The 26,702-nt window shown below is 40.3% G+C and carries 16 protein-coding genes; 9 read left to right on the forward strand and 7 right to left on the reverse strand.

The genetic code is table 11. The features are described from left to right. Window positions 1–164 precede the first annotated feature (164 nt). The gene (gene ribBA / locus UYK_RS0119620; protein WP_009454277.1) at window positions 165–1,847 is read right to left on the reverse strand and encodes a bifunctional 3,4-dihydroxy-2-butanone-4-phosphate synthase/GTP cyclohydrolase II; all 1,683 of its coding nucleotides are present in this window, start codon (window positions 1,845–1,847) and stop codon (window positions 165–167) included. A gap of 560 nt (window positions 1,848–2,407) precedes the next feature. Here ribBA and argC point away from each other — a divergent pair. Continuing rightward, window positions 2,408–3,466, forward strand: coding sequence for an N-acetyl-gamma-glutamyl-phosphate reductase (argC, locus tag UYK_RS0119625; RefSeq protein WP_009454279.1), 1,059 nt, complete (start codon window positions 2,408–2,410; stop codon window positions 3,464–3,466). Between the two features lie 79 nt (window positions 3,467–3,545). Here the strand turns inward: argC and eno are convergent, their stop codons facing one another. After that, the gene (eno, locus tag UYK_RS0119630) at window positions 3,546–4,826 is read right to left on the reverse strand and encodes a phosphopyruvate hydratase (RefSeq protein WP_009454281.1); all 1,281 of its coding nucleotides are present in this window, start codon (window positions 4,824–4,826) and stop codon (window positions 3,546–3,548) included. A 583-nt stretch (window positions 4,827–5,409) separates the two neighbouring features. On the opposite strand from eno, the gene UYK_RS0119635 reads away from it, so the two are divergent. The 8 genes from UYK_RS0119635 to ligA all read left to right on the forward strand — a co-directional run bounded on the left by UYK_RS0119635 (window position 5,410) and on the right by ligA (window position 19,948). Further along, a complete protein-coding gene (locus tag UYK_RS0119635; protein ID WP_009454283.1) occupies window positions 5,410–6,036 on the forward strand; it encodes a 4Fe-4S single cluster domain-containing protein in 627 nt (208 codons plus the stop codon). Window positions 6,037–6,192: 156 nt separating this feature from the next. Next, entirely contained in the window at window positions 6,193–7,239 is a 1,047-nt protein-coding gene (gap, locus tag UYK_RS0119640; RefSeq protein ID WP_009454285.1) for a type I glyceraldehyde-3-phosphate dehydrogenase, read from the forward strand. A gap of 877 nt (window positions 7,240–8,116) precedes the next feature. Further along, the gene (locus tag UYK_RS0119645) at window positions 8,117–9,121 is read left to right on the forward strand and encodes a transaldolase (protein WP_009454287.1); all 1,005 of its coding nucleotides are present in this window, start codon (window positions 8,117–8,119) and stop codon (window positions 9,119–9,121) included. 327 nt (window positions 9,122–9,448) lie between these two features. Beyond that, the gene (locus UYK_RS0119650; protein WP_016871998.1) at window positions 9,449–12,229 is read left to right on the forward strand and encodes a hybrid sensor histidine kinase/response regulator; all 2,781 of its coding nucleotides are present in this window, start codon (window positions 9,449–9,451) and stop codon (window positions 12,227–12,229) included. A 27-nt stretch (window positions 12,230–12,256) separates the two neighbouring features. Then, window positions 12,257–13,597 carry a hybrid sensor histidine kinase/response regulator gene (locus tag UYK_RS0119655; protein WP_016871999.1) on the forward strand — a complete coding sequence of 447 codons (1,341 nt, stop codon included), beginning with the start codon at window positions 12,257–12,259 and terminating at the stop codon, window positions 13,595–13,597. A gap of 150 nt (window positions 13,598–13,747) precedes the next feature. After that, window positions 13,748–16,087 (forward strand): ATP-binding protein, encoded by a 2,340-nt coding sequence (locus UYK_RS0119660; RefSeq protein WP_016872000.1) that lies wholly within the window; start codon window positions 13,748–13,750, stop codon window positions 16,085–16,087. A gap of 24 nt (window positions 16,088–16,111) precedes the next feature. Then, window positions 16,112–17,458: a hybrid sensor histidine kinase/response regulator gene (locus UYK_RS0119665; RefSeq protein WP_016872001.1), complete on the forward strand. Its 1,347-nt coding sequence runs from the start codon at window positions 16,112–16,114 to the stop codon at window positions 17,456–17,458. 414 nt (window positions 17,459–17,872) lie between these two features. Next, window positions 17,873–19,948, forward strand: a complete 2,076-nt coding sequence (ligA, locus tag UYK_RS0119670; RefSeq protein WP_016872002.1) for an NAD-dependent DNA ligase LigA — start codon at window positions 17,873–17,875, stop codon at window positions 19,946–19,948. Window positions 19,949–20,292: 344 nt separating this feature from the next. Here the strand turns inward: ligA and UYK_RS0119675 are convergent, their stop codons facing one another. From UYK_RS0119675 to kdpA, 5 genes are all read right to left on the reverse strand, one after another. Further along, window positions 20,293–21,405 (reverse strand): histidine kinase, encoded by a 1,113-nt coding sequence (locus tag UYK_RS0119675; protein WP_039990659.1) that lies wholly within the window; start codon window positions 21,403–21,405, stop codon window positions 20,293–20,295. Between the two features lie 116 nt (window positions 21,406–21,521). After that, window positions 21,522–22,124, reverse strand: coding sequence for a K(+)-transporting ATPase subunit C (gene kdpC / locus UYK_RS0119680; protein ID WP_009454302.1), 603 nt, complete (start codon window positions 22,122–22,124; stop codon window positions 21,522–21,524). Window positions 22,125–22,164: 40 nt separating this feature from the next. After that, window positions 22,165–22,443: a potassium-transporting ATPase subunit F gene (locus tag UYK_RS0119685; RefSeq protein WP_009454304.1), complete on the reverse strand. Its 279-nt coding sequence runs from the start codon at window positions 22,441–22,443 to the stop codon at window positions 22,165–22,167. Window positions 22,444–22,593: 150 nt separating this feature from the next. Then, window positions 22,594–24,702 (reverse strand): potassium-transporting ATPase subunit KdpB, encoded by a 2,109-nt coding sequence (kdpB, locus tag UYK_RS0119690; RefSeq protein WP_016872004.1) that lies wholly within the window; start codon window positions 24,700–24,702, stop codon window positions 22,594–22,596. 209 nt (window positions 24,703–24,911) lie between these two features. Then, a complete protein-coding gene (gene kdpA / locus UYK_RS0119700) occupies window positions 24,912–26,597 on the reverse strand; it encodes a potassium-transporting ATPase subunit KdpA (protein ID WP_009454308.1) in 1,686 nt (561 codons plus the stop codon). Window positions 26,598–26,702: the final 105 nt, after the last annotated feature.

A 26,702-nucleotide genomic window follows, 5' to 3' on the forward strand; every position in this document is an offset into this window, starting at 1 on the left:
TGTGTTGAAAAAAGAATATTTGAAACACCAAGACACTAAGACACTAAGGAAAATACATTATTTAAAGTGTTTTTTTATTCGTGGCTTTGCTAAAAACACCACAATACCAGCATAGTGACAGATTTCGCATTGTATGCTGGCGATTTCTGACAATAGTACTGTCTTTAATGATTAAAACTATATATTTTCTGTGTTTCTAACTGTTCACAACAAATTGATGAAGGTAAAGTCTCTGCTGAGAAAGTCTGGCGATCTAATTGCACTTGCAGATTACTTAGGGGATCAACACCAGGAGAAATCAAAAATTCCAGCTTTTGTACATAAGGTAGACTGACAAGATAATCAAGAATTTGTCCGATCGCTTGTACGTAGGGATGATTTTTTTGTTTGTACCAGTCATGGGTTGCTAGTTGCGGTTGATCAAACCCGAGATGTACTGTTAAAGATGGTTTGTCAAAGAGGGCGATCGCTAAAGGACGAGCTTCTTCTTGTAACAATAAATCATGACTTTTCGCTAAATGGCGCAGTTTTTCCAAGCGTTCATAGCGTTCTGTAACTGCTTGCGGGTCATCTTCCCAGTGGATAGCCATTGTGACCAAATATGTCTGCAACAGCATGTGACCCAGCTTTTTCGCTTTTGTGGTCAAGTAATAGGAGTTATAATCATTGGCTTCGATTAATAAGGGTACGCGATCAACTACTTCTAAGTTATAACCTTTTAACCCGGCAATTTTCCGAGGATTATTGGTAATCAAACGGATTTTATGTACACCCAAATCCATCAGAATTTGTGCGCCCATACCGTAGTCACGCAAATCGGCGGGAAATCCTAAACGTTCGTTAGCTTCAACGGTATCTAGTCCCATATCCTGCAACGAGTAGGCTTTTAGTTTATTAATCAGTCCAATTCCCCGTCCTTCTTGTCGCAGGTATACTACAACACCTTGCCCCGCATTTTCAATCATTTTCAAAGCTGCTTGTAGTTGCATCCGACAGTCGCAACGTAGAGAACCCAATGCATCCCCAGTTAAACATTCGGAATGCATCCGTACCATCACAGGGTGATCATCGAATTGGGAGGGATCTCCCTTGACAATGGCAACGTGTTCGGTATTGTCTAAAGTGTGGCGATAAGCGTAGATTTGGAAAAGACCGAACTGGGTGGGTAAATCGGCAACTGTTTCCCGAATCACAATGCGATCGTGTTTGAGGCGGTAGCTGATTAAATCCGCAATACTAATAATTTTCAGCTTATGATGTTTAGCATATTGGATTAACTGAGGCAACCGCGCCATTGAACCATCAGGGTTTTGAATCTCACAAATCACCCCAGCCGGATACAAACCAGCAAGTCTAGATAAATCGACTGCTGCTTCTGTATGTCCTGCTCGTTTCAGTACACCACCTTCCCTAGCACGAATCGGAAAAATATGACCGGGACGACGCAAATCTGAAGCTTTAGTACTTGGATTAATGGCGACTTGAATTGTCCGGGCGCGGTCTTCTGCTGATATACCAGTTGTTACCCCCAAATGAGGCCCAGCATCAATACTGACGGTGAAAGCAGTCTGGTTAGGATCTGTAACATTACTTACCATCAAAGGCAAGTCTAATTCATCGAGGCGATCGCCCGTCATTGCCAAACAAATCAACCCCCGCGCTTCTACCGCCATGAAATTGATTGTGTCTGGAGTTGCAAATTGAGCGGCACAAATCAGATCGCCTTCATTTTCTCGGTTTTCGTCATCTACTACCACGATCACACGACCAGCTTTCAAATCTGCCAAAGCGGCGTCAATCGAATCAAATTCAAAGGCTTGGGTTGAAGTTGTCTTGATCTGAGACACAGATTTTAGCTACCAAAAGTAAATTTTTTTAACAAATCCTGTTTTTCAGATTGTACCGCCTTTAGAAGGGTAGAAGCTTAGATAAGCAGGGATTTGTTGATGTTGATATTGTTACTAGGTTCAAAAATGAGAGAGTGCAACAGGAGGCTTTAAGTATTACTCTGGCAAGATATAGATTTTTTGCAAATAGAATAACTTATGAATACACAAGTGGTATCCGTAATAATGATTTTAGCTTTATTCGCTTGTGGACTACTAGAGCAAAACTTTAACTGCCTAAGACAGGTATCATAGCAATGCTATTGCTAGCTGACTGCACAAAAGACAGTTGCAGATGAATAAAATTCATCTAGCTTTTTATTTTTTCACATAACATTGCGAAAAAGTCTACCGCTAAAATTAGGTTTTAGTACTTAAATTTCAGTAACAGTTCAAAAATCATCAGGGTTAGCATTCAACCTTCAACCATCATATGCTAAGAGCTAATAGCTTTGAGCTAAAGCGTGGATTGTTGAGAGCTGACAACAGGTTAACCAAAAGCGGATAAGGATCTTATAATCATGGGCAATTTTAGACGCGTACCCGTTGGGATTGTAGGCGCGTCAGGTTATGGCGGAGTTCAGTTGGTGCGTCTACTGATGGATCATCCAGAAGTAGAGCTTGTTTATTTAGGTGGCGATAGCACTGCTGGTAAGCCATTTGCGGATATATATCCACATTTGGCTCATACAGTCAATTTATCGATAGAAGCGGTAGATACGGAAATTATTGCTCACCGTTGTGAAGTAGTTTTTCTGTCTGTGCCGAATGGTCTGGCTTGCCAAATTGCTCCAAAATTGCTAGAGAAAGGATGTAAGGTACTCGATTTGAGTGCTGACTATCGCTTTAGTAACTTGGCGACTTATACTGCTTGGTACGGTAAACAACGGCAAGATACTGCTACTGCGGCAATGGCAGTGTATGGATTACCAGAACTATATCGCGATCGCATTGCCGAAGCCCAGTTAGTAGGGTGTCCTGGTTGCTATCCTACCGCTAGTCTCCTCGCACTATCTCCACTCCTCAAACAGGGATTAATCATCCCCGAAACAGCCATTATTGATGCTAAATCTGGTACGTCGGGTGGTGGACGAGAAGCCAAAATCAATATGTTATTAGCTGAAGCAGACAACTCTCTAGCGGCCTATGGTGTCGCCCGTCACCGCCATACACCGGAAATTGAGCAGATTTGCAGTGAACTCGCAGGTCACGAACTCACTATACAATTCACTCCCCATCTCATCCCAATGGTACGCGGCATCCTATCTACAGTGTATGCATCCTTACGCGATCCCGGCTTGGTCAGAGATGACTTAATTACCATTTATAGAGCCTTTTACCGTAACTCTGCTTGGGTAAAAATTTGCGATCCTGGCATTTATCCCCAAACCAAATGGGCTTGTGGTAGTAATCTTTGTTACATAGGTATAGAAGTTGACCCGCGTACAGGTAGAGCGATCGTAATGTCAGCAATTGACAACCTGATCAAAGGGCAGGCGGGTCAAGCAATTCAGTGTATGAATATTATGATGGGTTGGGATGAAACCTTGGGATTACCGAAGTTAGGTTTTTATCCATAGTCACAGTTAATGGTTAGTGGTTAGTGGTTAGTGGTAAAAACCAACAACTAACAACTAACAACTAACAACTAGTAACTAACTACTTCGGTCCCATACCCACCGTACCTGCATATACCGCGCGATCGCCTAATTCATCTTCAATTCGTAGCAAACGATTATATTTTGCCACCCGTTCGCTGCGACACAGAGAACCTGTTTTGATTTGACCCGCACGAGTGGCAACAGCGAGATCAGCAATAGTTGTGTCTTCTGTTTCACCAGAACGATGGCTAATTACCGAGCGGAAACCGTTACGAGTAGCCAAATCGATAGTTTCCAAGGTTTCAGTTAGCGAACCAATTTGATTGAGCTTAATCAGAATTGCGTTACCAGCTTTAAAATCAATGCCCCTTTGTAGGCGAGTAGCATTTGTGACAAACAAATCATCTCCTACCAACTGAACGCGATCGCCCAACTTCTGGGTAAGTAACTGCCAATTTTGCCAGTCTTCCTCGTGTAAACCGTCTTCAATCGAGACAATCGGATATTGACCAATTAGTTGGGCGAGATAGTCAATAAACTCAGCTGGTGAGTGGGGTTTTCCATCATAAACATACTGTCCATCCTTGTAAAACTCACTAGCAGCCACATCCAACGCCAAAGCTACTTGTTCCCCTGGTTTGTAGCCAGCTTTTTCAATCGCAGCAACCAGCAATTCTAAAGCCACTTGATTGGACTCCAAATTAGGCGCAAAGCCACCTTCATCCCCCACACCAGTAAGTAAACCCTTCTCATCTAAAACCTGGCTGAGGGTGGAAAACACCTCCGCACCCCATCGCAATGCTTCTCGGAAAGAAAACGCCCCGATGGGAACAATCATAAACTCTTGAAAATCCACATTATTTGCCGCATGAGCGCCACCATTAATTACATTCATCAATGGCACAGGCAATAAATTCGCCAAAGGACCACCCAAATAGCGATATAAGGGAATATCTAAAGATTCAGCCCCTGCTTTGGCTGCTGCTAGGGAAACTGCCAAAATCGCATTAGCACCCAGATGAGATTTGTTAGGAGAACCATCGAGAGTGATCATCGTGCGGTCAAGGAGTTCCTGATTCAGGGCGTCCATGTCTAGTAATTGTGGGGCAATTATATCCTTGACATTTTGCACTGCCTGAAGTACACCCTTACCCCCATAACGGCTTTTGTCTCCATCCCGTAGTTCGTGGGCTTCAAAAGTACCTGTTGACGCACCACTCGGAACCTGCGCCAGTCCCACAGCACCATTAGCCAAATGTACTTCTGCTTCTACTGTTGGTCTACCCCGCGAGTCAAGAATTTCGCGAGCCACAATTGCTTCAATGGCAGTATCAATCATTTATATCTTTGTCCTTTTTTTTGAATTAGTTCTTACCACTGAACAAAAACATTCACAGTGGCTGGCCCGACTATCTAGCATAGGCTGTTGGGGAATACATAAGGCAGAGATTAACGAAGATTTTAGGGGCTAGGAATTGGACATTGGGGTTCGCATACTCAGGAATAATCTATTGTTGCTCAGTTTCTGTGTATCAAACCACAGTTAAATACAGATACACATCGATAAATTAAGAATGGTTGATTGTTGATTGTTAGTGGTTAGTGGTTAGACCCCACCCTTACCTTAAGCCGAAGAAGGCGCGTCTACACACCCCTCATACTCCCCACCACCCCATCACTCCACCTTCCTCACAAGTTCCTCATCTTTTACCTCTAACCTGCAAGTAGTACTCTGTCAACCGCAGTTCTCAGCGTATTTTCCTAAATATCAATTTCTATTACATTTTTCCCACACTCTTACACCCTTTTTCAATTCGGTGCAGGGTACACAGATGTACACAGATGGATTATGTATTTGCTGTTAAATTAATCCCCGATCGCTATTTTAAGACACTAGATAAATTAAATACAAAGACAAAACTATGACTCAAAATCAAGCTAACTCATACATGACACTGATGCAGATTCCCGCCGGATATCTCAACATTATGGGTTATGTGGATGAATCTGAAGTGAATGGTCCTGGATGTCGTGCTGTAATTTGGGTACAAGGATGCTTGCGGGAATGTCCAGGTTGCTTTAATCCAGAATCTTGGTCTTTTGAAATTAATCAACTTGTTTCTGTAGATAGTCTGGCGGAAAAAATTCTCAGTAATCCTCACAATCAAGGTGTAACTTTTTCTGGTGGTGAACCCTTTTGGCAAGCAGCCGCACTAGCAAATCTGGCGCGCAAAGTTAAAGCGGCTGGATTGAACGTGATGTCATTTAGTGGTTTTACTTTGGAGCAATTACAATCTGAATATGCTCCAGCTGGTTCCCAAGAACTATTAGAGCAGTTAGATATTCTCATTGATGGACCCTACATTCAATCACTAGCGTTAAACTCACCCGACTCTCCTGTTTCATCTAGCAATCAACGGGTTCACGTCTTTAACCCAGCTTTGCAAGATAAAATTTCTTGGGCAAGCAATCAGATCGAAATTCATATTTTTAAAGACGGTAGCAGACTTGTAACTGGCTACCGAGGAAAGTTGGAACTGGAAGATTAGAAAAGTGGGGATATGGCTTCCCCAGACTAAACCTTAAAAGATGCCAAGCAAATAGGCGATCGCCAAATCAGACTGTCAGGATCGAAAAAGCAAACAGTAATATGTAATTTGCTTTAGTTTCTCCTTTGTTCAACTTCCCAGAATAGGAGGTAAATCTTGGCTAAATTAAAAGTTGGTATCAACGGATTTGGTAGGATTGGGCGTCTGGTATTTCGTGCTGGCATTACTAATCCCAACATAGAGTTTGTAGGCATTAACGACCTTGTACCACCAGATAATCTTGCTTACCTGTTGAAATATGACTCTACCCACGGGATGTATGAGGGTAACGTTGAGGCAAAGGATAATGGCATCGTTGTTGATGGGCATTTTGTTCCTTGCGTATCGATTCGGAATCCAGCAGAATTGCCTTGGGGTAAATTAGGTGCAGATTATGTAGTTGAATCTACAGGACTGTTTACCAACTATGAAGGGGCAGCAAACCACCTGCAAGCCGGAGCCAAGCGGGTGATCATTTCTGCTCCTACTAAAGATCCAGAGCGAGTCAAAACTCTATTAGTGGGTGTCAATCATCACTTGTTTGATCCAGCTAAAGATACTGTTGTATCCAACGCCAGTTGTACTACTAACTGTCTGGCTCCCATCGCTAAGGTGATCAATGATAATTTTGGTTTGACAGAAGGATTGATGACTACAGTCCACGCCATGACTGCTACTCAACCCACAGTTGATGGCCCTTCCAAAAAAGACTGGCGCGGTGGTCGTGGTGCGGCACAAAATATTATTCCCTCTTCTACCGGCGCAGCAAAAGCTGTGGCGTTAGTTTTGCCTGAGTTAAAAGGCAAGCTAACTGGTATGGCGTTCCGGGTTCCTACTCCTGATGTTTCTGTGGTTGATTTAACCTTCAAAACAGCTAAAGCCACTAGTTATCAGGAAATCTGTGCGGCAATGAAAGCAGCAGCAACAGGCGAACTAAAGGGTATATTAGGCTACACTGATGAGGAAGTAGTTTCCACAGATTTCCAGGGAGATAGTCGCTCTAGTATCTTTGATGCTGGCGCTGGAATTGAACTGAATCCCAACTTTTTCAAGGTTGTGGCATGGTACGACAACGAATGGGGCTACTCAAATCGAGTCGTTGACCTGATGTTGGCTATGGCACAAAAAGAAGGCATTTTGCAGGATCTGGCAGTAGCTGTTTAACAGTTATTCAGTTATCAAAGCAACTTATTAACTATTCACTGTTAACTGTTTACTATTTCTCACCACTGTCAAAAATTGCCAAGGATTAAAATCCTTGGCTAATAGCTCAAGTCATCTAAAGATGAGTCTACTAGTCAGTCCAGTTAATTTTGAGGGTTTACGGGTGGTCAAATCCCCGGCTTCTTCAAGAAGTCGGGGATCTTGTAGCCCAGCAAAATTAATGCGATAGACCACTACTGGTCTGTGTCATTAGTTCTGAGGGTAAAAAAGAACCGCAAAGACCCCAAGTACGCCAAGAGAAGAGGAGAAGAAAAGGGTAATTTATTAAATTATTTAACCCATTCTCGGAGAGTGATATGTAACGGAAAGTAAAGTTCCCAAAAAGCTCTTCTTTTCTGCCTCCTGCCTTGTCATAACGACAATTTTCAACACCGACCTACTTATATAAATAGTTATTAAATTATATAAAAACTCTTTGATAAAGCTAAAAACTTATTTAATCTTCAGTGCCAATACTAAAAAAAAGCTGAAGAATTTGTGATTTAAATATTCAGTTATTTAAGCACAATAAGGGTCAAAAATTGTCCAAATAATTATGGTTACTAGGGTTTAAAATATCCCTTGATCAAGAAAAATGCAAAATGATTTAAAAAAACTGCATACAATGACACAATCAATCTTGGCAGAACTTGCCTAGAATAGGGCTGGAGGGAATTAAATCAGGACTTTTGCGAAAATATTTCGGTGTAATTGGTAATAAGTAATGAAAGATATATGAATTTCCAATTACCGATTACTTGTTGCCATCAACTCAGCTAGCGAGACCACTACAACCCGATGATATAAGTCCTGAAAAACAAAATTAAAGAGGTAAACCATGTCAAAGAATTTACTGGAACAATTGCGAGAAATGACCGTTGTGGTCGCAGATACCGGAGACATTCAAGCAATTGAAAAATTCAAGCCACAAGATGCGACTACCAACCCTTCTTTGATTACAGCGGCAGCACAAATGCCGGAATATCAAGAAATAGTTGATCAAACTTTACTGCAAGCAAAAAAAGACCTTGGTTCTGGTGCATCTCAAGCTCAAGTAGTTTCTTTGGCATTTGACCGTTTAGCGGTGTCCTTTGGATTGAAGATATTGCAAATCATCCCTGGACGAGTATCCACAGAAGTGGATGCACGCCTATCTTATGACACAGAAGCTACTGTCACCAAAGCACGAGAATTGATTGCTCAATACGAAGCAGCAGGAGTTTCTCGCCAACGCATTCTGATTAAAATTGCTTCCACTTGGGAAGGTATTCGTGCTGCTGAAATTTTGGAAAAAGAAGGAATTCACTGCAATCTCACCTTATTGTTTGGTATTCACCAAGCGATCGCCTGTGCAGAAGCTGGTGTAACTCTCATTTCTCCCTTCGTCGGACGCATTCTCGACTGGTACAAAAAAGAAACCGGACGGGATAGTTACCCCTCAGCAGAAGATCCAGGGGTATTATCTGTCACGAAAATCTACAACTACTACAAAAAATTTGGTTATAAGACTGAAGTTATGGGAGCTAGCTTCCGTAATATCGGCGAAATTACTGAATTGGCAGGTTGCGATTTGCTGACTATTTCTCCCGCGCTACTGGGTGAGTTACAGGCAACAATTGGAGAACTGCCTCGTAAACTTGATGCTAGCAAAGCATTAGGGATGACAATTGAAAAAATTTCTATGGACAAAGCCACCTTTGATAAGATGCACACTGCCGATCGCATGGCATCAGAAAAATTAGATGAAGGTATCAAAGGTTTCACCAAAGCATTAGAATCCTTAGAGCAACTTCTCGCAGAAAGACTGGCTAAGCTAGAAGCTGAGACTCGAATTCCTGTCTAAACAAGCTGTCTCAAGATTTACGGTGTGTAGTGAGTGCTTTACGACTCAATTAGGTACTAAACTACTTGTTCACCAAATTGATTTTGATAGGTGAGCTAGATTCCCGACTTTTTAAAAAGTCGGCGATCTGACGCCTCACAAAAAGTCAAAACTTACACGGTCGAATACTACTTAGTATTGAAAATTCAGCATCATCCATACCCGATTTCTTCATTGGAATCGGGTTTGTTATTTCCAGCAACTTCTATGTGAATTCTCAACTTGTTTATGGGAACTATATACTAAATAAACCTTACGCCTATAGGTATTAATACTGTTGTTAAAAATATGCTGCTTTTGACCCAAAAAAGTTCTTGTACCAGGGGTAGCAGAAAAATTCCTCTACGCCTAATTCTTGTAGTGCCTTTTGTTGTGCAAATTTTTGCTGCGGTGGGACTTACAGGATATTTATCTTTACGTAATGGTCAGCAAGCAGTCAATCACCTTGCTAGGCAATTAAGTAAGGAAGTTAGCAGTCGCATTGAACAGCGTCTTGATAGTTACTTCAATACAGCGCGTCGTCTTGCTCAAATCAATGGAGAGGCGATGGAGTTGGGTTTGCTTAATCCTCAAGATTTGCCAGGGATGGGACATTACTTTTGGAAGCAAATGCAATTGTATCCTGTTGGCTATGTCATTTTTGGCAGTAAAGAAGGTGAATTCGCAGCAGCAGGATATTTTTTTGATGATAATCGCATCTCCATCAATGAGGTTTCACCATCTCGATATCACAACGGTCATTTATATACCTACGATACAGATAGCCAAGGAAACCGGATTAAGCTTGCAGATATTGATCAAGACTATGCCTTTCAAAAAGAGGGTTGGTATGCACAAGCAGTCTTGGTAGGTAAACCAACATGGAGTCAGATTTATCAATGGGAAACAGCACCTTATCCGTTATCTATTGCTGCGAGTCGTCCTGTTTTTGATCGCAACAAAAACTTCATCGGTGCAATTGGTGTGGAACAGCGCCTTTCCCAGATTAGTGATTTTTTGCGCCAGCTAAAAGTTAGTCCCCACGGTAAGACTTTTATTGTAGAGCGTAATGGTTTACTGGTTGCTACTTCCACACAAGAGCAGCCTTACACAATAATTAATGGTAAACCGCAACGACTGAAAAGCTCAGATATTAATGATCCGTTAATCAAAGCGATCGCCAACCATCTCACAAACCGCTTTGGTAGTTACAAACAAATCAACAGAAGTCAACAGTTAGATTTTTTACTCAATGGTGAACGTCAGTTTGTCCAAGTTACACCTTGGCGAGATGATTGGGGACTTGATTGGTTGGTGGTGGTTGCGGTTCCAGAATCTGATTTTATGGCACAAATCCATGCCAATACTCGCACCACAATTATGCTGTGTCTGTTGGCTTTGGCGTTGGCTACTGTTTTGGGAGTTTATACATCGCGTTGGATTACTCAACCTATCTTAAAGTTAAGTCAAGCCTCGGAAGCGATCGCTCTAGGCGAATTAGATCAAAAAGTCGTAGAAAGTGAAGTTGAGGAACTAGCAGTACTTGCGAGATCCTTTAACCGGATGGCGCAGCAATTGCGTAATGCTTTCACTACTCTAGAAAAGACCAATCAAGAATTAGAAATTCGAGTTGAAAAACGTACTGCTCAACTCAAAGAAGCGAAAATCGCTGCCGATGCTGCCAATCAAGCTAAAAGCGAATTTTTAGCAAACATGAGCCACGAATTAAGAACACCACTCAATGGCATTTTAGGCTATGCTCAAATACTCCAACGCTCTAAAAATTTGACAGAAAGGGAGTACCACGGCATTAATATTATTTATCAATGCGGCTCTCATCTACTGAATCTAATTAATGATATATTAGACCTCTCCAAAATTGAGGCACAGAAAATGGAATTGTATCCCACTAATTTTCATTTTCCCGCCTTTTTAGAAGGGGTCGCAGAGATTTGCCGTATCCGCGCAGAACAAAAAAATATTGCTTTTATTACTCAAGTGGAATCCCAAGTTCCTCAAGGTGTTTATGCTGATGAAAAACGTCTACGACAAGTTTTAATTAATCTACTAAATAATGCGATTAAATTTACAGATACTGGTAGCGTAATTTTGAAAGTTGAAGTCACTGGTCAAGCAAAACAACAAATTACCCATTATAAAATTCGCTTCCAAATAGAAGACACTGGCATAGGCATGACTCCAGAACAAATAGAAAAAATATTTTTGCCCTTTGAGCAAGTAGGAGAAAATAAGCGCAAGGTAGAAGGTACGGGCTTAGGATTAGCAATTACTCAGAAAATAATTTCTCTCATGGGCAGTAATATCAACGTCCAAAGCCAACCAGGAATCGGCAGTATTTTTTGGTTTGATATAGAATTACCAGAAGTTATCAATTGGTCACAAAAAATTAAAACCTTTCCTCAAGGAACCATTGTTGGATTTACTGGAAAGCAACGAAAAATATTAATCGTCGATGATAAATGGGAAAATCGCTCGGTGATTATTAATTTGCTAGAACCACTTGGTTTTCACCTCGTTGAAGCAAGCGATGGTCGAGAAGGTTTAGAAAAAGTAGAAGAGTTTCAACCTGATTTAATTATTACTGATTTAGTAATGCCCTTAATGGATGGTTTTGAGATGATTCGAAACTTGCGAGAGTTACCGCAATATAAAGAAGTTAAGATTATTGCTTCTTCTGCCAGTGTTTTTGAAACTGATCAATATAAAAGTTTGAATGCTGGAGCAGATGATTTTTTACCGAAACCTGTACAAATTGAAAAGTTATTAGAGATTTTAAAAATAAATTTATATTTGGAATGGATTTATGAAAATAATCAAAACCTAATTGATCAAAAAGAACAAAATAATTTGTTACTAACTGAGACAATCATAGCACCGCCAATAGAAAATATAAATCAACTTTACGATCTAGCTTTGAAAGGTCGAATTATAGCGATCCAGAAAGAAGTAGAAAAGCTTGCTCAATTAGATAAAAGATATTCTAGTTTCACTCAGGAAATTTTACATCTTACTCAGAAATTTCAAGTTAATGCAATCCAAGAATTCCTGAAAAAGTATTTATCTATCTAATTGTGATAAATTGTATAAATATAAACCATGTCTCCCACAGAAGAATACGTAATCCTCATTGTAGATGACAATTCGACCAATTTAGCAGTTATTGCCGAAGCATTAACTAATGCTGGCTTTGAAATTGCCGTGGCAACAAATGGTGAGAATGCAATCAAGCAGAGTAATTATGACCAGCCAGATCTAATTTTATTAGATGTGGATATGCCAGGTATAGATGGTTTTGAAACATGTAAAAAACTAAAAGATAATCCCCTAACTCATCAAATACCTATAATTTTTATGACTGCTCTCAATGATACTAGGGATAAAGTAAAAGGCTTGAACTTGGGAGCAGTAGATTACGTTACTAAACCTTTTCAAGAAGCAGAAGTCATTGCTCGTATTCGCCTACATTTAAAATTATCTTCTTTAACAAAGAAGTTAGAAGAAAAAAATCTACAACTGCATCAACTCAACAATGCTTTAGAAGAACGGGTTAAAGAGCGAACAAAACAATTAACTCAATCCCTAATCAATTTGCAACAAGCTCAAATTCAGTTAATCCAGAGTGAAAAAATGTCTGCTTTAGGAAATTTAGTAGCGGGGATTGCCCATGAAATTAATAATCCAATTAATTCTATTTTAGGTAATATTAATCATGCTGAAGAATATACGAAAGATTTACTACAGCACCTGCATTTATATCAGCATCATTATCCTCAGCCAAAACTAGAAATTGAACAACATGGGAATGAGATTGATATCGATTTTTTAACTACAGATTTACCAAAATTATTTCATTCAATCAAATTAGGGGCTGAACGAGTTATTAAGATTAGTAATTCTCTAAGAGTTTTTTCTCGGTCTGATCAAGAAAATCAAGTGCTAGCTAATATTCATGAAGCTATTGATAATACTTTAATAATTTTACAATATCGTCTGAAAGCTAATCTAAATCGTCCTGCTATTCAAATAATTAAGAATTATGGAGATATTCCACCGATAAAATGCTATTTAGGGCAACTCAATCAAGTGTTTATGAATATCTTAGCTAATGCTATTGATGCTTTAGAAGAATCTAATCAAGGGCGTGATTTTAGCGAAATAGAAAAATTTCCTAACATTATTACTATTTCAACTGAGTTATCTAATGATAGAAAAAGTGTGGTCATTAAATTTAAAGATAATGGCATAGGCATTCCTGAAGAAACTCAATCACGGATATTTGACCATTTATTTACCACTAAATCATCAGAAAAAGGCACTGGATTAGGTTTATCTATAAGTCGGCAGATTATTGAAGAAAAACATGGAGGAAGTTTGAGGTGTAAGTCAGTAGTGGGAGAAGGAACTGAACTCGCGATCGCTATTCCCATCAATATGTAATTACCCCTGACTATCATCGCCTTACTGTGTTAGTTTTTCTTTGCTTACGGGAACCATAGCAAATGTAGCTAGATACGCAAGCGATCGCGCCTGCTTATAAGTAAAAATTATATATTTCTCGCAATAGCTACATGCAATCACCATAAACGCATGACTTATCCAGCTTCTAGGCAGAAAATTTCTAAGTCTGATACCAACAGAGATGAAAAAACTTCTCTGCATCTATCTAGCTGGCTATTTAACCCTAAAAATAAAGTTAATCAGGTAATCAACCGTTTTAGCATCAGCACCAAGATATATTTTGGTTATGCGATCGCACTTGGTATTATGGTTTTGGGAACTACTGTAGGGATTGTTTCTGGTGATTCTTACTTGCATCGTGCAGATCAGCAAAGAAGAACCATTCGTCAAGAGCGTCAGCAGTTAAGTAAACTCCAAAATATTCTTTTTAACTTACAGTTATTCCCAAAAACTTCTGCTAATTACCAAACTCCACAAACTTTTCAGAAAGCGGAATTAGCAGCAACTAAACAAATTACTGCTGCAAATTCAGCCATCAAAGAACTAAAGCCGCTACTAATTAAGCATCACAACACCTGGAAAAATTTTCCCTCTAGTTTGGAATCAACCTTACGTCAGATTGAATCACTGGCTTTCAATGCTAATCAGCTTCAAAAAGCCAATCAATTGCTAGCAGAATTTGCAGCGAGTGAGAATAGTAATAAAATGCTGCAATTCCAAGATGAACTAGCTATTGTGATTGCAGTAGCTGAAACACAAGAAGAACAAGCAGAGATTGCTTTAATGCAAGTTCAAAGACTACGAATAGCAATTATTATTGCCAGCATAGGATTGAGTCTGAGCATAACTCTGCTGTTGATAGTTTACACCCGTCAGGCGATCGTTCATTCCGTTCAGACAATTACAGATGTTGCCGAAAAAGCGATCGCAGAATCTAACTTTGACTTGCAAGCACCTATAACTACAACTGATGAGTTGGGAAAATTAGCAATTAGTTTGAATCAACTGATTGATTATATCAAAACCCTTCTAGAAGAACAAAAAGAAACCAAACTTGCTGCTGATGCTGCTAATCATGCCAAGAGTAAATTTTTGGCTCATATGAGTCACGAACTCCGCACACCATTAAATGGTATTTTAGGTTATGCTGAAATACTCCAACGTTCTCAGAATATAACCAAAAGAGAACAACGTGGTATTGAAATTATTCATAAATGTGGCTCTCATTTATTAACATTAATCAATGATATTCTTGATATTTCCCAAATAGAAACAAATAAAATGCAGCTTCATCCATCAGATTTTCATCTGCCTTCTTTTCTGCAAGGAATAGTAGAAATCTGCCGGATACAAGCAGAACAAAAAGATCTTGAATTTATTTACCAACCTCCAGAAAATTTACCATCGGGCATTACTACTGATAAAAAACGATTACGGCAAGTCCTAATCAACTTAGTTAGCAATGCAATTAAATTTACAGACTCAGGCAGTGTAAAATTGAAGGTAGAAGTTAAAGAGAGTCAGAAAAAAACTTCCCATGTATACATATATTTTGCAATAGAAGATACTGGCATAGGTATCAGTCAACAACAGCTAAAAAGAATATTTTTACCCTTTGAGCAACTAGGAGATTACAAAAGCCAAAATGAAGGTAGAGGACTAGGATTAACTATTAGTCAAAAAATTGTAGAAATCATGGGTAGTACTATATCCGTCAAGAGCGAGTTAGGCAAAGGTAGTATCTTTGAATTTGAAATAGAATGTCCAATCGCTGATGATTGGACAGAAAGTAGTATTATTACTAGCACTGGAAAGATAGTTGGTTATTCTGGCAACAGAAAAACAATTTTAATTGTCGATGATCGTTGGGAAAACCGCTCATTAATTGTTAATCTTTTACAAACTCTTGGCTTCACCGTTATAGAAGCTAGTAATGGGCAAGAAGGGTTAGAAAAAGCTCATCAATATCAGCCAGACTTAATTATTTCCGATACCACAATGCCGATCATGGATGGCAGAGAAATGCTATCACAACTACGACAGTCAGAAACAATGCAAAATACTATAGTCATTCTTTCTTCTGCCAGTATATTTGATAATGAGCGACATAAAAGTTTAGCAGCAGGTGCAAATGACTTTTTAGTCAAACCAGTAAAAGTAAAAGAACTTTACCGTATGCTTTCAAAATATCTCCAATTAAATTGGATTTATGAACAGGTAGAAAATAAACAGCAACACTATTCTGAAAAATTATCGAGTTCACAAACAATGGTGGTACCACCAAAAGCAGAGTTATTTATGTTATTGGAATATGTAAAAAAAGGACAAATTAAAGGAATTAAACAAGAATTAGAGAAGCTAGCAACAATGGATGAGCAATATCAGGAATTTGTCAAACAACTAGATTCACTAGTTCAGTGTTTTAACATCAAAAAAATTCGTCTGTTTCTTCAAAAAAATATTCCCTAGTTTGAGTATATTTATTTTATAAAAATGGTAGAAGATAGTAACATTAAACAACAGTCATTTCTAAATACAGAAACTATTTTAGTAATAGATGATAGCCCTACAAATCTAGAAGTTCTGTATGCAACTTTAAGTTGTGCAGGCTACGAAGTATTAGTGGAAATGGATGGTATCAGTGGAATTGAACAGACCAAAAACAATCCACCTGATTTAATATTATTAGATATTATGATGCCAAAACTAGATGGATTTGAAACTTGTCGTAGATTGCAAGCAGATCCATCTACAAAAGACATTCCTATTATTTTTATTACTGCTCTTTCAGATATAGAAGAAAAAGTTAAAGGTTTAAGTTTGGGAGCTGTTGATTACATAACTAAGCCATTTCAGCAAAATGAAGTATTGGCAAGAGTTAAATTACATTTAAAAATGCGCCGATTAAATATAGAATTAGACCAGCAAAAGCAACAATTAGAAAAACGTGTAGAAGAACGAACATACGAACTTTCTCAAGCTTTAGAACAACTTAAAAAAACTCAGTTGCAATTAATTCAAGCAGAAAAAATTTCCTCTTTAGGGCAGGTAGTTGCTGGTATTTCTCATGAAGTTAATAACCCTATAGGTTTGATTTCCACGAATTTATATTACGCTAAATCTTATGTAAAAGAATTGATTAGTTTAGTGAAACTTTACCAAAATAAATTTCCCTATCCAGGCGGTGATATTGAAGATAAAATAGAGCGCATGGATCTAGACCATGTTCTCGAAGACTTACCAAAATTGATATCTTCAATGAAATTAGGAACTGATAACATACGTGGCATTATGCAGTCCCTAAGAAATTTTTCACGCGCTGATGGAGAGCGAAAAAAGCCAGTTGATATTCACCAAGGGCTTGAAACAACTCTACTCATTCTACAGCACCGCTTGAAAGCCAAGGCAAAACGTCCTGCAATTCAAGTAGTCAAAGAGTATGGTAATTTACCCAAAATAGAATGCTATTCAGGACAAATTAATCAAGTATTTATGAATATATTGGTCAATTCTATTGATTCTCTAGATAATTCATTTGTTATAAATCATTGGACATTAAAGGATAAAAAACAAATGATGAATCCTCAAATTCGGATTTCTACTAACATTGACAAAGAGGCAGTCAAAATTACTATTGCTAATAATGGTAAGGGCATGTCAGATGCATTGCAAAGCCAAATATTTCAAACTTTTTTTTCAACAGAACCTAAAATCCACGAAAATAAATTAGGACTAGCAATTAGTTACCAAATTATTACTGAAAATCATTGTGGTAAATTACAATGTGTTTCATCACCAGAACAAGGAACTGAATTTATAATTCAAATTCCTGTTTCATAAGTTACAATCCGATGAGGCGATCGCACAAGCTCAAAAATCGGCTATGAGCGCAGCCTCCAAAGCATCTTATCTGCCACTTGCAGTATAGCTACTGTATAGTTCAAAGCACTTCTGCAAATCGCAAGTTGATTGGGGGAACCCGTTTCCTCTATGAAGTAGAGGACTGGATTCGTTAAATTTGATTAAGCTATATAGCTAGTTAAGAGAAGGGAAAAGGATGAAGTGTGAAGGATGAAGGGCGTAGACGTCCTTTGGGCGGCTTCCCGAAGGGTAGGATGAAGTATTAGTATTTGTCCCTCTGCCCTCTGCCTTCTGCCTTCTGCCCTTTGCCCTCTGCCCTCTGCCTTTCCCTTTTACCATTTCCCGACTTTTGCAACAAGTCTGTTGTTTGGGCAAAAAAAGGAGATATCTTTGGTGGAACCGATAAAACCAGAAGTAAAACAACGAGTTCAGGAATTGCGACAGCTACTACAACAGGCTAGTTACGCCTACTACGTTCTTGATTCTCCGATCATGGAGGACGCAGTTTATGACCAGTTGTATCGAGAATTGCAAAGCCTGGAAACCCAGTATCCAGAATTGGTGACACCGGATAGCCCGACTCAGCGTGTGGGTGAAAAACCCACAACCCAGTTTACTTCGGTTCGCCACAACATTCCACTGTACAGTTTAGAAAATGCCTTTAATATCGATGAGTTACAGGCTTGGGATCAGCGCTGGCGGCGACAAGTACCCCCACAAACAGCAGCAGAGTACGTCTGTGAATTAAAGATAGATGGTAATGCTTTGGCTTTGACTTATGAAAATGGTGTTCTAATCAGGGGTGCAACTAGGGGTGATGGAGTGGTGGGTGAAGACATCACTCAAAATGTGCGAACAATTCGTTCAATTCCCTTGCGTTTAAATGTAGAGACGTTACATGTAACGTCTTTACATGTAACGTCTTTACATGTAACGTCTTTACTAGAAAGAGTAGAAGTGCGGGGTGAGGCGTTCTTACCCTTAGATGTATTTAAACAAATCAACGAAGAAAGGCAAAAAGCAGGCGAATCATTATTTGCCAATCCTCGTAACGCCGCCGCCGGTACACTCAGACAACTAGACTCTCGCATTGTGGCGCAAAGAAGATTAGATTTTTTTGCTTACACGCTACAGATTCCTGGTAGAGACGATGTGAGTATTGCTAGCAGTCAATGGGAAGCTTTAGCATTGTTGCAAAAAATGGGTTTTCGCGTTAATCCCAACAAACGGCTGTGTACTTCGTTAGCAGAAGTTGCAGAATATTATCAATACTGGGATACAGAACGGCTGAATTTACCCTATATGACTGATGGGGTGGTGGTAAAAATCAATTCCTTTAAGTTGCAAGAACAGCTAGGGTTTACACAAAAGTTTCCCCGTTGGGCGATCGCACTCAAGTACGCCGCCGAAGAAGCACCCACCCGTGTAGAAAATATTGCTGTGAATGTCGGCAGAACAGGCGCACTCACTCCTTTGGCAGAGATGCGCCCCGTACAATTAGCAGGCACGACAGTATCACGTGCTACTCTACACAACGCTGATCGCATTGCCCAATTAGACATCCGTATCGGTGACACCGTAATTGTCCGCAAAGCTGGAGAAATCATTCCCGAAGTCGTGCGCGTCCTCAAAGAACTCCGTCCCCCAGACACAGAACCCTTTGTCATGCCTAGCCATTGTCCAGTATGTGGTCAACCCGTAGTCCGGGAAATGGGAGAAGCCGTGACTCGCTGCGTCAATACTTCTTGTCCTGCTATTCTCAAAGGGGCCATTGAACACTGGGTAAGCCGTGATGCCCTAGATATCCGCGGTATCGGCGAAAAGCTGGTACATCAACTCGTCGACAAAGGATTAGTAGATTCCGTTGCCGATTTATATGACCTGACAAGCGACAAATTATATAAATTAGAAAGAATGGGCAAAAAGTCGGCAGAAAAAATAGTAGATGCGATCGCTCAATCAAAAAAACAACCCTGGTCAAGAGTATTATATGGTTTAGGAATCCGTCATGTAGGTAATGTCACAGCCCAATTGTTAACAGAAAAATTCCCAACTGTTGAACAATTAGCAGAAGCATCACGCGCCAAAATCGAGGGAGTTTACGGTATAGGTGCAGAAATCGCCGATAGCATTTATCAATGGTTTCGCATTAGTGCCAATCAAACATTAATTCAACGCTTGCAAGCAGCTGGTTTACAATTTGCTACCACAGCAGACACCGCAGCAATCAGTGATGGTAGCAATCAAAAACTTGCAGGTAAAACTTTTGTCATTACTGGTACTCTGCCCACATTGAAACGGGACGAAGCCAAAGCATTAATTGAAAAAGCAGGTGGAAAAGTTACTGACTCAGTTAGTAAAAAAACTGACTATTTAGTTGTGGGAGAAGACGCAGGCTCAAAATTGGCAAAAGCCGAAGCATTAGGAATTACTCAATTGAGTGAAGCACAATTATTGGAAATTTTGTAACCCGCCTTCCACAGCCAGAACTTTTTGAACAAATAGACATGGAGGTTATGTAAAAATCTCAACAAATTTTGTCCAATAATTAAGTTTTTCACCTTCGTGTCTTCGTGTCTTGGTGGTTCAAAAGTCATTTTTTTACCACCAAGACACAAAGACACCAAACAAAGCACATCATATCATGTTCGCTTGAATACTTATACTGTCGCATAGGCTGGTAATTGGTAATAGAATGGGAAAAATCAATACTAGTACCCGATGCCCAAAGCCCAACAAAGAAGCATAATAAATATCGTAACTTAACGCAAAGTAGAGACGCGAAATTTCGTGTCTTTAGGAGGAGCTTTTTTCTAAGAATGCATTTTTTTATCTGTGGCGATGATATGCAAATCAGTGTTTTTCAGCAATCGCAGTAATTTATGGGTAAGAGAACCTTTGAGGAGAATTTGCCAACGCGATCGCTGACTTGCACCAATGACGATTTGGGTAATACGATATTGTTCAGCTACTTGTGCGATCGCTGCTGCAACATCACTACTAGGAACACGAATAAAATTACCTGCAAATTCTTTACATAGCTTTTCACACATATCTATGTGCAAGCTTTCTTCTTTGGTGAGCAAATGGTCTGGATCAGCGACAAATACAGCGAAAAGAGGGGCATTCATGTAATTGGCTATCCTTGCACCTCGACGTAATAATTGCAACGAGTTAGCATAAGTGGAAACACATACTAATACCCGTTCTTGAATATTAAAGAATTGACCTTGCGAATCAACCCCGTTTGCCAAGCCTGCACCCATTTCTCTGGCTTCTTCTTCAACGTTGTCTGCAATCTCTCGCAGTGCGAGTTCTCGCAAAGCAATTAAGTTACGACGTTGGAAAAAGTTATCGAGTGCTTGTTGAATTTTTTGTGGGGCGTAGATTTTCCCCTCTACCAACCGCTCTTGTAGTGTTTCTGGGGTAACATCTACTACTACTACCTCATCAGCATCATCCAAAACTCGGTCAGGCACACGTTCGCGTACTACTATGCCAGTAATTCTTGCTACTAAGTCATTGAGGCTCTCCAGATGTTGAATATTCATTGTGGAGTAAACATCAATGCCATTTTGCAAAATAATTTCTACGTCTTGGTAGCGTTTTTCACGGGGTGAACCGGGGACATTGGTATGAGCGAGTTCATCGATTAGTACTAGTTGAGGCGATCGCGCCAAAATGGCGTCGGTGTCCATTTCGGTCAACGTTAAATTACCGCGCGGAATTTGTTTACGAGGTATTATTTCCAATCCCTCAGCCATCTCTGCTGTTTCTTTGCGTCCGTGGGTTTCCAACAACCCAATCACAACATCAATCCCTTCTTCTTTAAGCGCATGACCTTCTTCTAGCATCCGGTAAGTTTTGCCAACACCAGGAGCCATACCGATAAAGATTTTGTGTTTACCACGACGCGCTGGATACATGGGAGGTGGGGTGATGGCGTGATGGGGAGTGTGAGGAGTGGGGGGAGTGTGAGGAGTGGGGGAAGTAGAGAAATTATTATTAACCACTAACAACTAACAACTAACCACCAACAATTTTATTGATTTTGCCTACGGTTAATTTCTTGTAGATCGAGAGCATAATTTAATTTCAAAATGTTAACTCCCGGTTCGCCAAAAATACCTAAAAATCTACCTTCTGTATACTGTTTGATAAATGGTACTATTTCTTCTCGAGTAATATTACGCGCACGAGCCACCCTTTCTAGCTGTTCTTGGGCTGTTCTCACAGAAATATGTGGATCTAAACCAGAACCGGAGGTGTAGATGATGTCGGCGAAGGGTTGAATGCTTTCATCACTAAGTTCACTGGATTTCTCAACCACACGGTTAAGCAAGTCTGGACTACTGGGAGCAAGATTGCTTCCACCTGATATACCAGTTGGTCTACCTAATTTTCCCTGACTATACCTAACAGCGCTAGGACGACCTTGAAAATAACGTTCAGAACGGAACTGTTGACCAATTAAAGCTGAGCCAATAGGTTCGCCTTGGATATTTTGCATAATACTACCGTCTGCTTTTTCTTTAAAAAAAGTTTGACCGACTCCCAAAACAGTAACTGGGTAGATAATTGCTGTTAACAACCACAGTAATATGGTTATGCGAATAGCTCTGGCAATTTCTCGAATAATAAACATAATTGGTAATTGGTAATTGGTAATTGGTAATTAGTAACTGTTAAAAACGTTCTGGTTGGAAAATCACAAAAAATAAGTAAAACACCAGCGCCAATGTTATAAAACCTAAAATACCAATTGCCCAAGCTGATCGACGTTCCAAAACACCGTCAGCAACCGCATAAACAGCAGGAGCAATCACTAAATTTAGACACAAGCTAATAAAAATTACCAGTGGTAACTTTTGTTTACGCCATTGTGTCCAAATAAAAGAAATTGGCTCTACAATATCTGCTGATAAAATCTTATGAAAGATATTAATTTTTTTATTTATATTCATTTTGTTTTGTCGCCTTATAAAAATACATGTCAAAAAATATATAGCTGTTTGCTCTTGGATGCAGTATGGGATAAAAAACGAACACAGATTTACACAGATGTACACCGATTAAGCTGTACTTCATCCTATGCATTTTTCCATGTTCTCTTCCTATGCCAATCCTATGGCTGTAATCATCAAATCAATTAGCTTAATTGCAATAAAAGGTGCAATCACACCACCCAAACCATAAATCAAAATATTCCGCTGTAATAACTGATTAGCAGTCAAAGGTCGAAAATTTACACCCTTGAGTGCTAAAGGAATTAAAATAGGGATAATCAATGCATTGTAAATTAGCGCTGACAGCACAGCAGAATTAGTGTTGGTTAGCTTCATGATGTTCAAGCCTTGTAAGTTAGCAGCAGCAAATAATACAGGAATAATTGCAAAATACTTAGCAATATCATTGGCGATCGAAAATGTTGTTAATGCTCCTCTGGTAATCAGCAATTGCTTACCAATGCTAACTATATCGATGAGTTTGGTCGGATCAGAGTCTAAATCCACCATATTTGCTGCTTCTTTGGCGGCTTGAGTACCCGTATTCATCGCCACACCAACATTCGCCTGTGCTAGGGCTGGTGCATCGTTTGTACCGTCTCCGGTCATTGCTACTAGTTTGCCTTTTTCCTGTTCTCGTTGAATGACGGAGATTTTGTCTTCTGGGGTAGCTTCGGCAATAAAATCATCAACTCCAGCTTCTTTAGCAATCACAGAAGCGGTAATGTGGTTATCACCTGTCAGCATGACGGTGCGTACTCCCATACGCCGCAACTGATCAAAGCGATCGCGTATTCCTGGTTTAACTATATCTTTGAGATAAATCACACCATAAATTTCCCCATCCAGACACACTGCTAGTGGTGTCCCTCCTTGCTGGGAAACCATTTCGTACGCAGCATCTAGATCCGGTGTTTCTTGCCCGTTGCGTGTACGTACAAATCCTTTAATGGCATTGACCGCACCCTTACGCGCCTGTTTGCCGTTGGGTAAATTTGTACCACTCATGCGGGTTCTAGCGGAAAATTCCACTGCTTCGGCTTTTTGAGGATCAAAATCAATTCTGGCTCCCAATTTTTCCGCCAGTCTAAATATAGATTTCCCTTCTGGAGTTTCATCAAATATACTGGCTACCAAAGCTACATAGGCAATTTCTTCCATTGAGTGACCGTTGACGGGAATAAATCCTTCTGCTAAACGATTACCTAAGGTGATTGTGCCTGTTTTGTCAAGAACTAAGGTGTTGACATCACCACAAGCTTCCACAGCTCGACCGGAGGTGGCAATCACGTTAAACTGGGCTACCCTATCCATACCGGCAATCCCGATCGCACTCAGTAAGCCGCCGATAGTGGTGGGGATCAATGCTACCAACAGCGCTACTAAAACTGCGACGCTGACTTGAATTTGCACATATTGAGCAATGAATGGCAGAGTTACTACTACGAACAAAAACACTAAGCTCAGAACTGCCAATAATACTGTTAATGCAATTTCGTTAGGTGTTTTGCTGCGTTCTGCGCCTTCTACCAAAGCTATCATTCGGTCTATAAAACCCTTACCTGGATCAGCAGTAATCCGGATAATCAGTTCATCAGAGATAATGCGCGTCCCACCAGTGACCGAACTAGCAACATCAGAACCTGGTTCTTTTAATACCGGGGCAGATTCGCCAGTAATTGCTGATTCATCCACACTGGCACTACCCATAACTACTTCACCGTCGGCGGGAATAGTATCACCAGCAACAACGTAGACAGTATCACCCTTTTGCAAGCTGGTGGCAGGAATTTCTGTAATCGCACCATCGGGAAACAGCTTTTTGGCAATAGTTTCTGACTTGGTTGAACGCAAAGCGTCAGCTTGGGCTTTACCTCTACCTTCAGCAACTGCTTCGGCAAAATTAGCAAACCAAACGGTGAAGAATAAAATCACCGTGATCATACCGTTGAACAAGTGTGGGTTGTCCTCGGTGACTGGCCCAAACAAATTAGGTTCAATTGTCACCGCCAGGGTGATCAGTGTCCCAACCCAGACTAAAAACATGACTGGGTTTTTAACTGCTTGTTTAGGATTGAGCTTCACAAAAGCATCTTTTATGGCTCGCAGATAAATACCTCTAGTATTGATCCGCGACTGTTTGCGCGCATGACGGCGATCGTTGGAACGAGAACGTGAGGGTTTGGGAGGTTTGGGGGTAGTAGCAGCTGGATTCATGGATATGGGGAGGTGGGGAGTGTGGGGAGGTGGGGAGTGTGGGGAGTGTGGGGAGTGTGGGGAGTGTGGGGAGTTTGGGGAGTGTGGGGAGTGTGGGGAGTTTGGGGAGTGTGGGGAGTTTGGGGAGTGTGAGGAGAATAATATAGTACTAATTCCCTTTGTCCCCTTGTCCCCCTTGTCCTCCAAGTCGTCCCCCTTTCCCCGCTCCCCTACCTGCCAGAGGCTATTTTAAATCCTTCAGCGATGGGACCTAAAGCTAAAACTGGGAAGAAAGTCAGTACTCCTAAAATTAAAATTACTCCAGCGGTGACACTGGTAAATAGTAGAGTGTCGGTTCTCAGAGTACCTGGTGTTGCTGGTACTGTTTGTTTGCGAGTCATGCTATCGGCTAACAGCAGAATGGCAATAATGGGAACGTATCGCCCCAACAGTAAGCTGACAATGGTACTGAGATTCCACCAGAGGCTGTTATCTGCTAAACCTTCAAAGCCTGATCCGTTATTAGCACTGGCTGAAGTATACTCATAAACAACTTGGGAGACGCCGTGAAAACCAGGATTGTTAATCCCAGCCAATGTTTCTGGAAAGTATAAGGTAATAGCACTGGGAATTAAAACCGCGATTGGGTGAATTAATAACACTAGGCTGGCGAGGACAATTTCTCGCTTCTCAATTTTTCGCCCCAAAAACTCTGGTGTACGTCCCACCATCAAACCTGTTAAAAATACGGTCAGAATTAAATAAATAAATAGATAGGCTGTTCCTGTTCCCTGACCACCCCAGATGATTTGTAAGAACATATTTAATAGAGTTGCAAAACCTCCTGTAGGCATGAGGGAATCATGCATTCCATTGACCGCACCAGTCATGGTACTTGTAGTAGCGATCGCCCAAAAGGCGGTGAGGATAGAACCAAAACGGACTTCTTTGCCTTCCAGATTTGGTATTTCATATCCTAAGATGGCGTTAACTAGGGTATTGCCTTGATACTCACTACTAGCTGTTACAGCAACCAAAATTATAAAGATCGCAAACACCATCCAAAACAGTAACCAAGCTTGTTTGGTGTTGTTAGCAAACAAACCATAAGTATAAATTAATGCTGCCGGAATCGACAGCATAGCGAGCATTTCTATTAAATTAGAAGCTCCGTTGGGATTTTCAAATGGGTGAGCAGAGTTAGCAGCAAAAAAACCGCCGCCGTTTTCGCCCAGTTGTTTGATCATTTCAAAAGATGCAACTGGCCCTCTAGCTATATACTGAGTACCTCCTTCGAGGGTGGTGACAACTTGAGTTGGCAGTAATGTTTGCGGTGTGCCTAAGATAATTAAAGCGATCGCACCAAGTAAAGATATTGGTAACAGTATCCGTGTAATACCACGAACTAGATCTACGTAAAAGTTCCCCAGTGGTCTACCTGTCAAACCACGAATAAAGGCAATACCTACCGCCAACCCAGTTGCAGCAGAAGTAAACATCAAAAAGCCTAAAGCTGCTGTTTGGCTAAAGTAGCTTAAAGTGATTTCAGGAATGTAGTGTTGTTGGTCAGTATTTGTCAGAAATGAAATTGTTGTGTGTAGTGCTAGATCCCAGCTAAGTGCTTTCAAGTTCATGGGATTAAACGGTAAAATTCCCTGAAACTTTAAAATCAAGTAAACAACAACACCCATAATAAAGTTGCTGAACAGCACAGCCCGTATGTACTGGCTACCTGTCATGTCTTGTTTGCTACGTATGCCCCCTAGTATATAAATAATTCGCTCAACCGGGTTGAATACCGAGTCAAACACAGTTGTTTCACCCAAGAAGACGCGAGCTATGTATCTTCCGAAAAAGGGAGTGATTACTATTAAAATACAAAGCGTTAACCCTATCTGCAAAAAACCCTGTGTCATGTATTCACGCTGAATTATAGTTGGTCTAGCTTTACTACTAACTAGAAAGCTAATGATTATGAATAACACCTAATTACCTGTAGTGAGTGATATCTCATATCAACT

Origin of the sequence: Fischerella thermalis PCC 7521 (genome assembly GCF_000317225.1) — a bacterium.
Lineage (GTDB): Bacteria > Cyanobacteriota > Cyanobacteriia > Cyanobacteriales > Nostocaceae > Fischerella > Fischerella thermalis.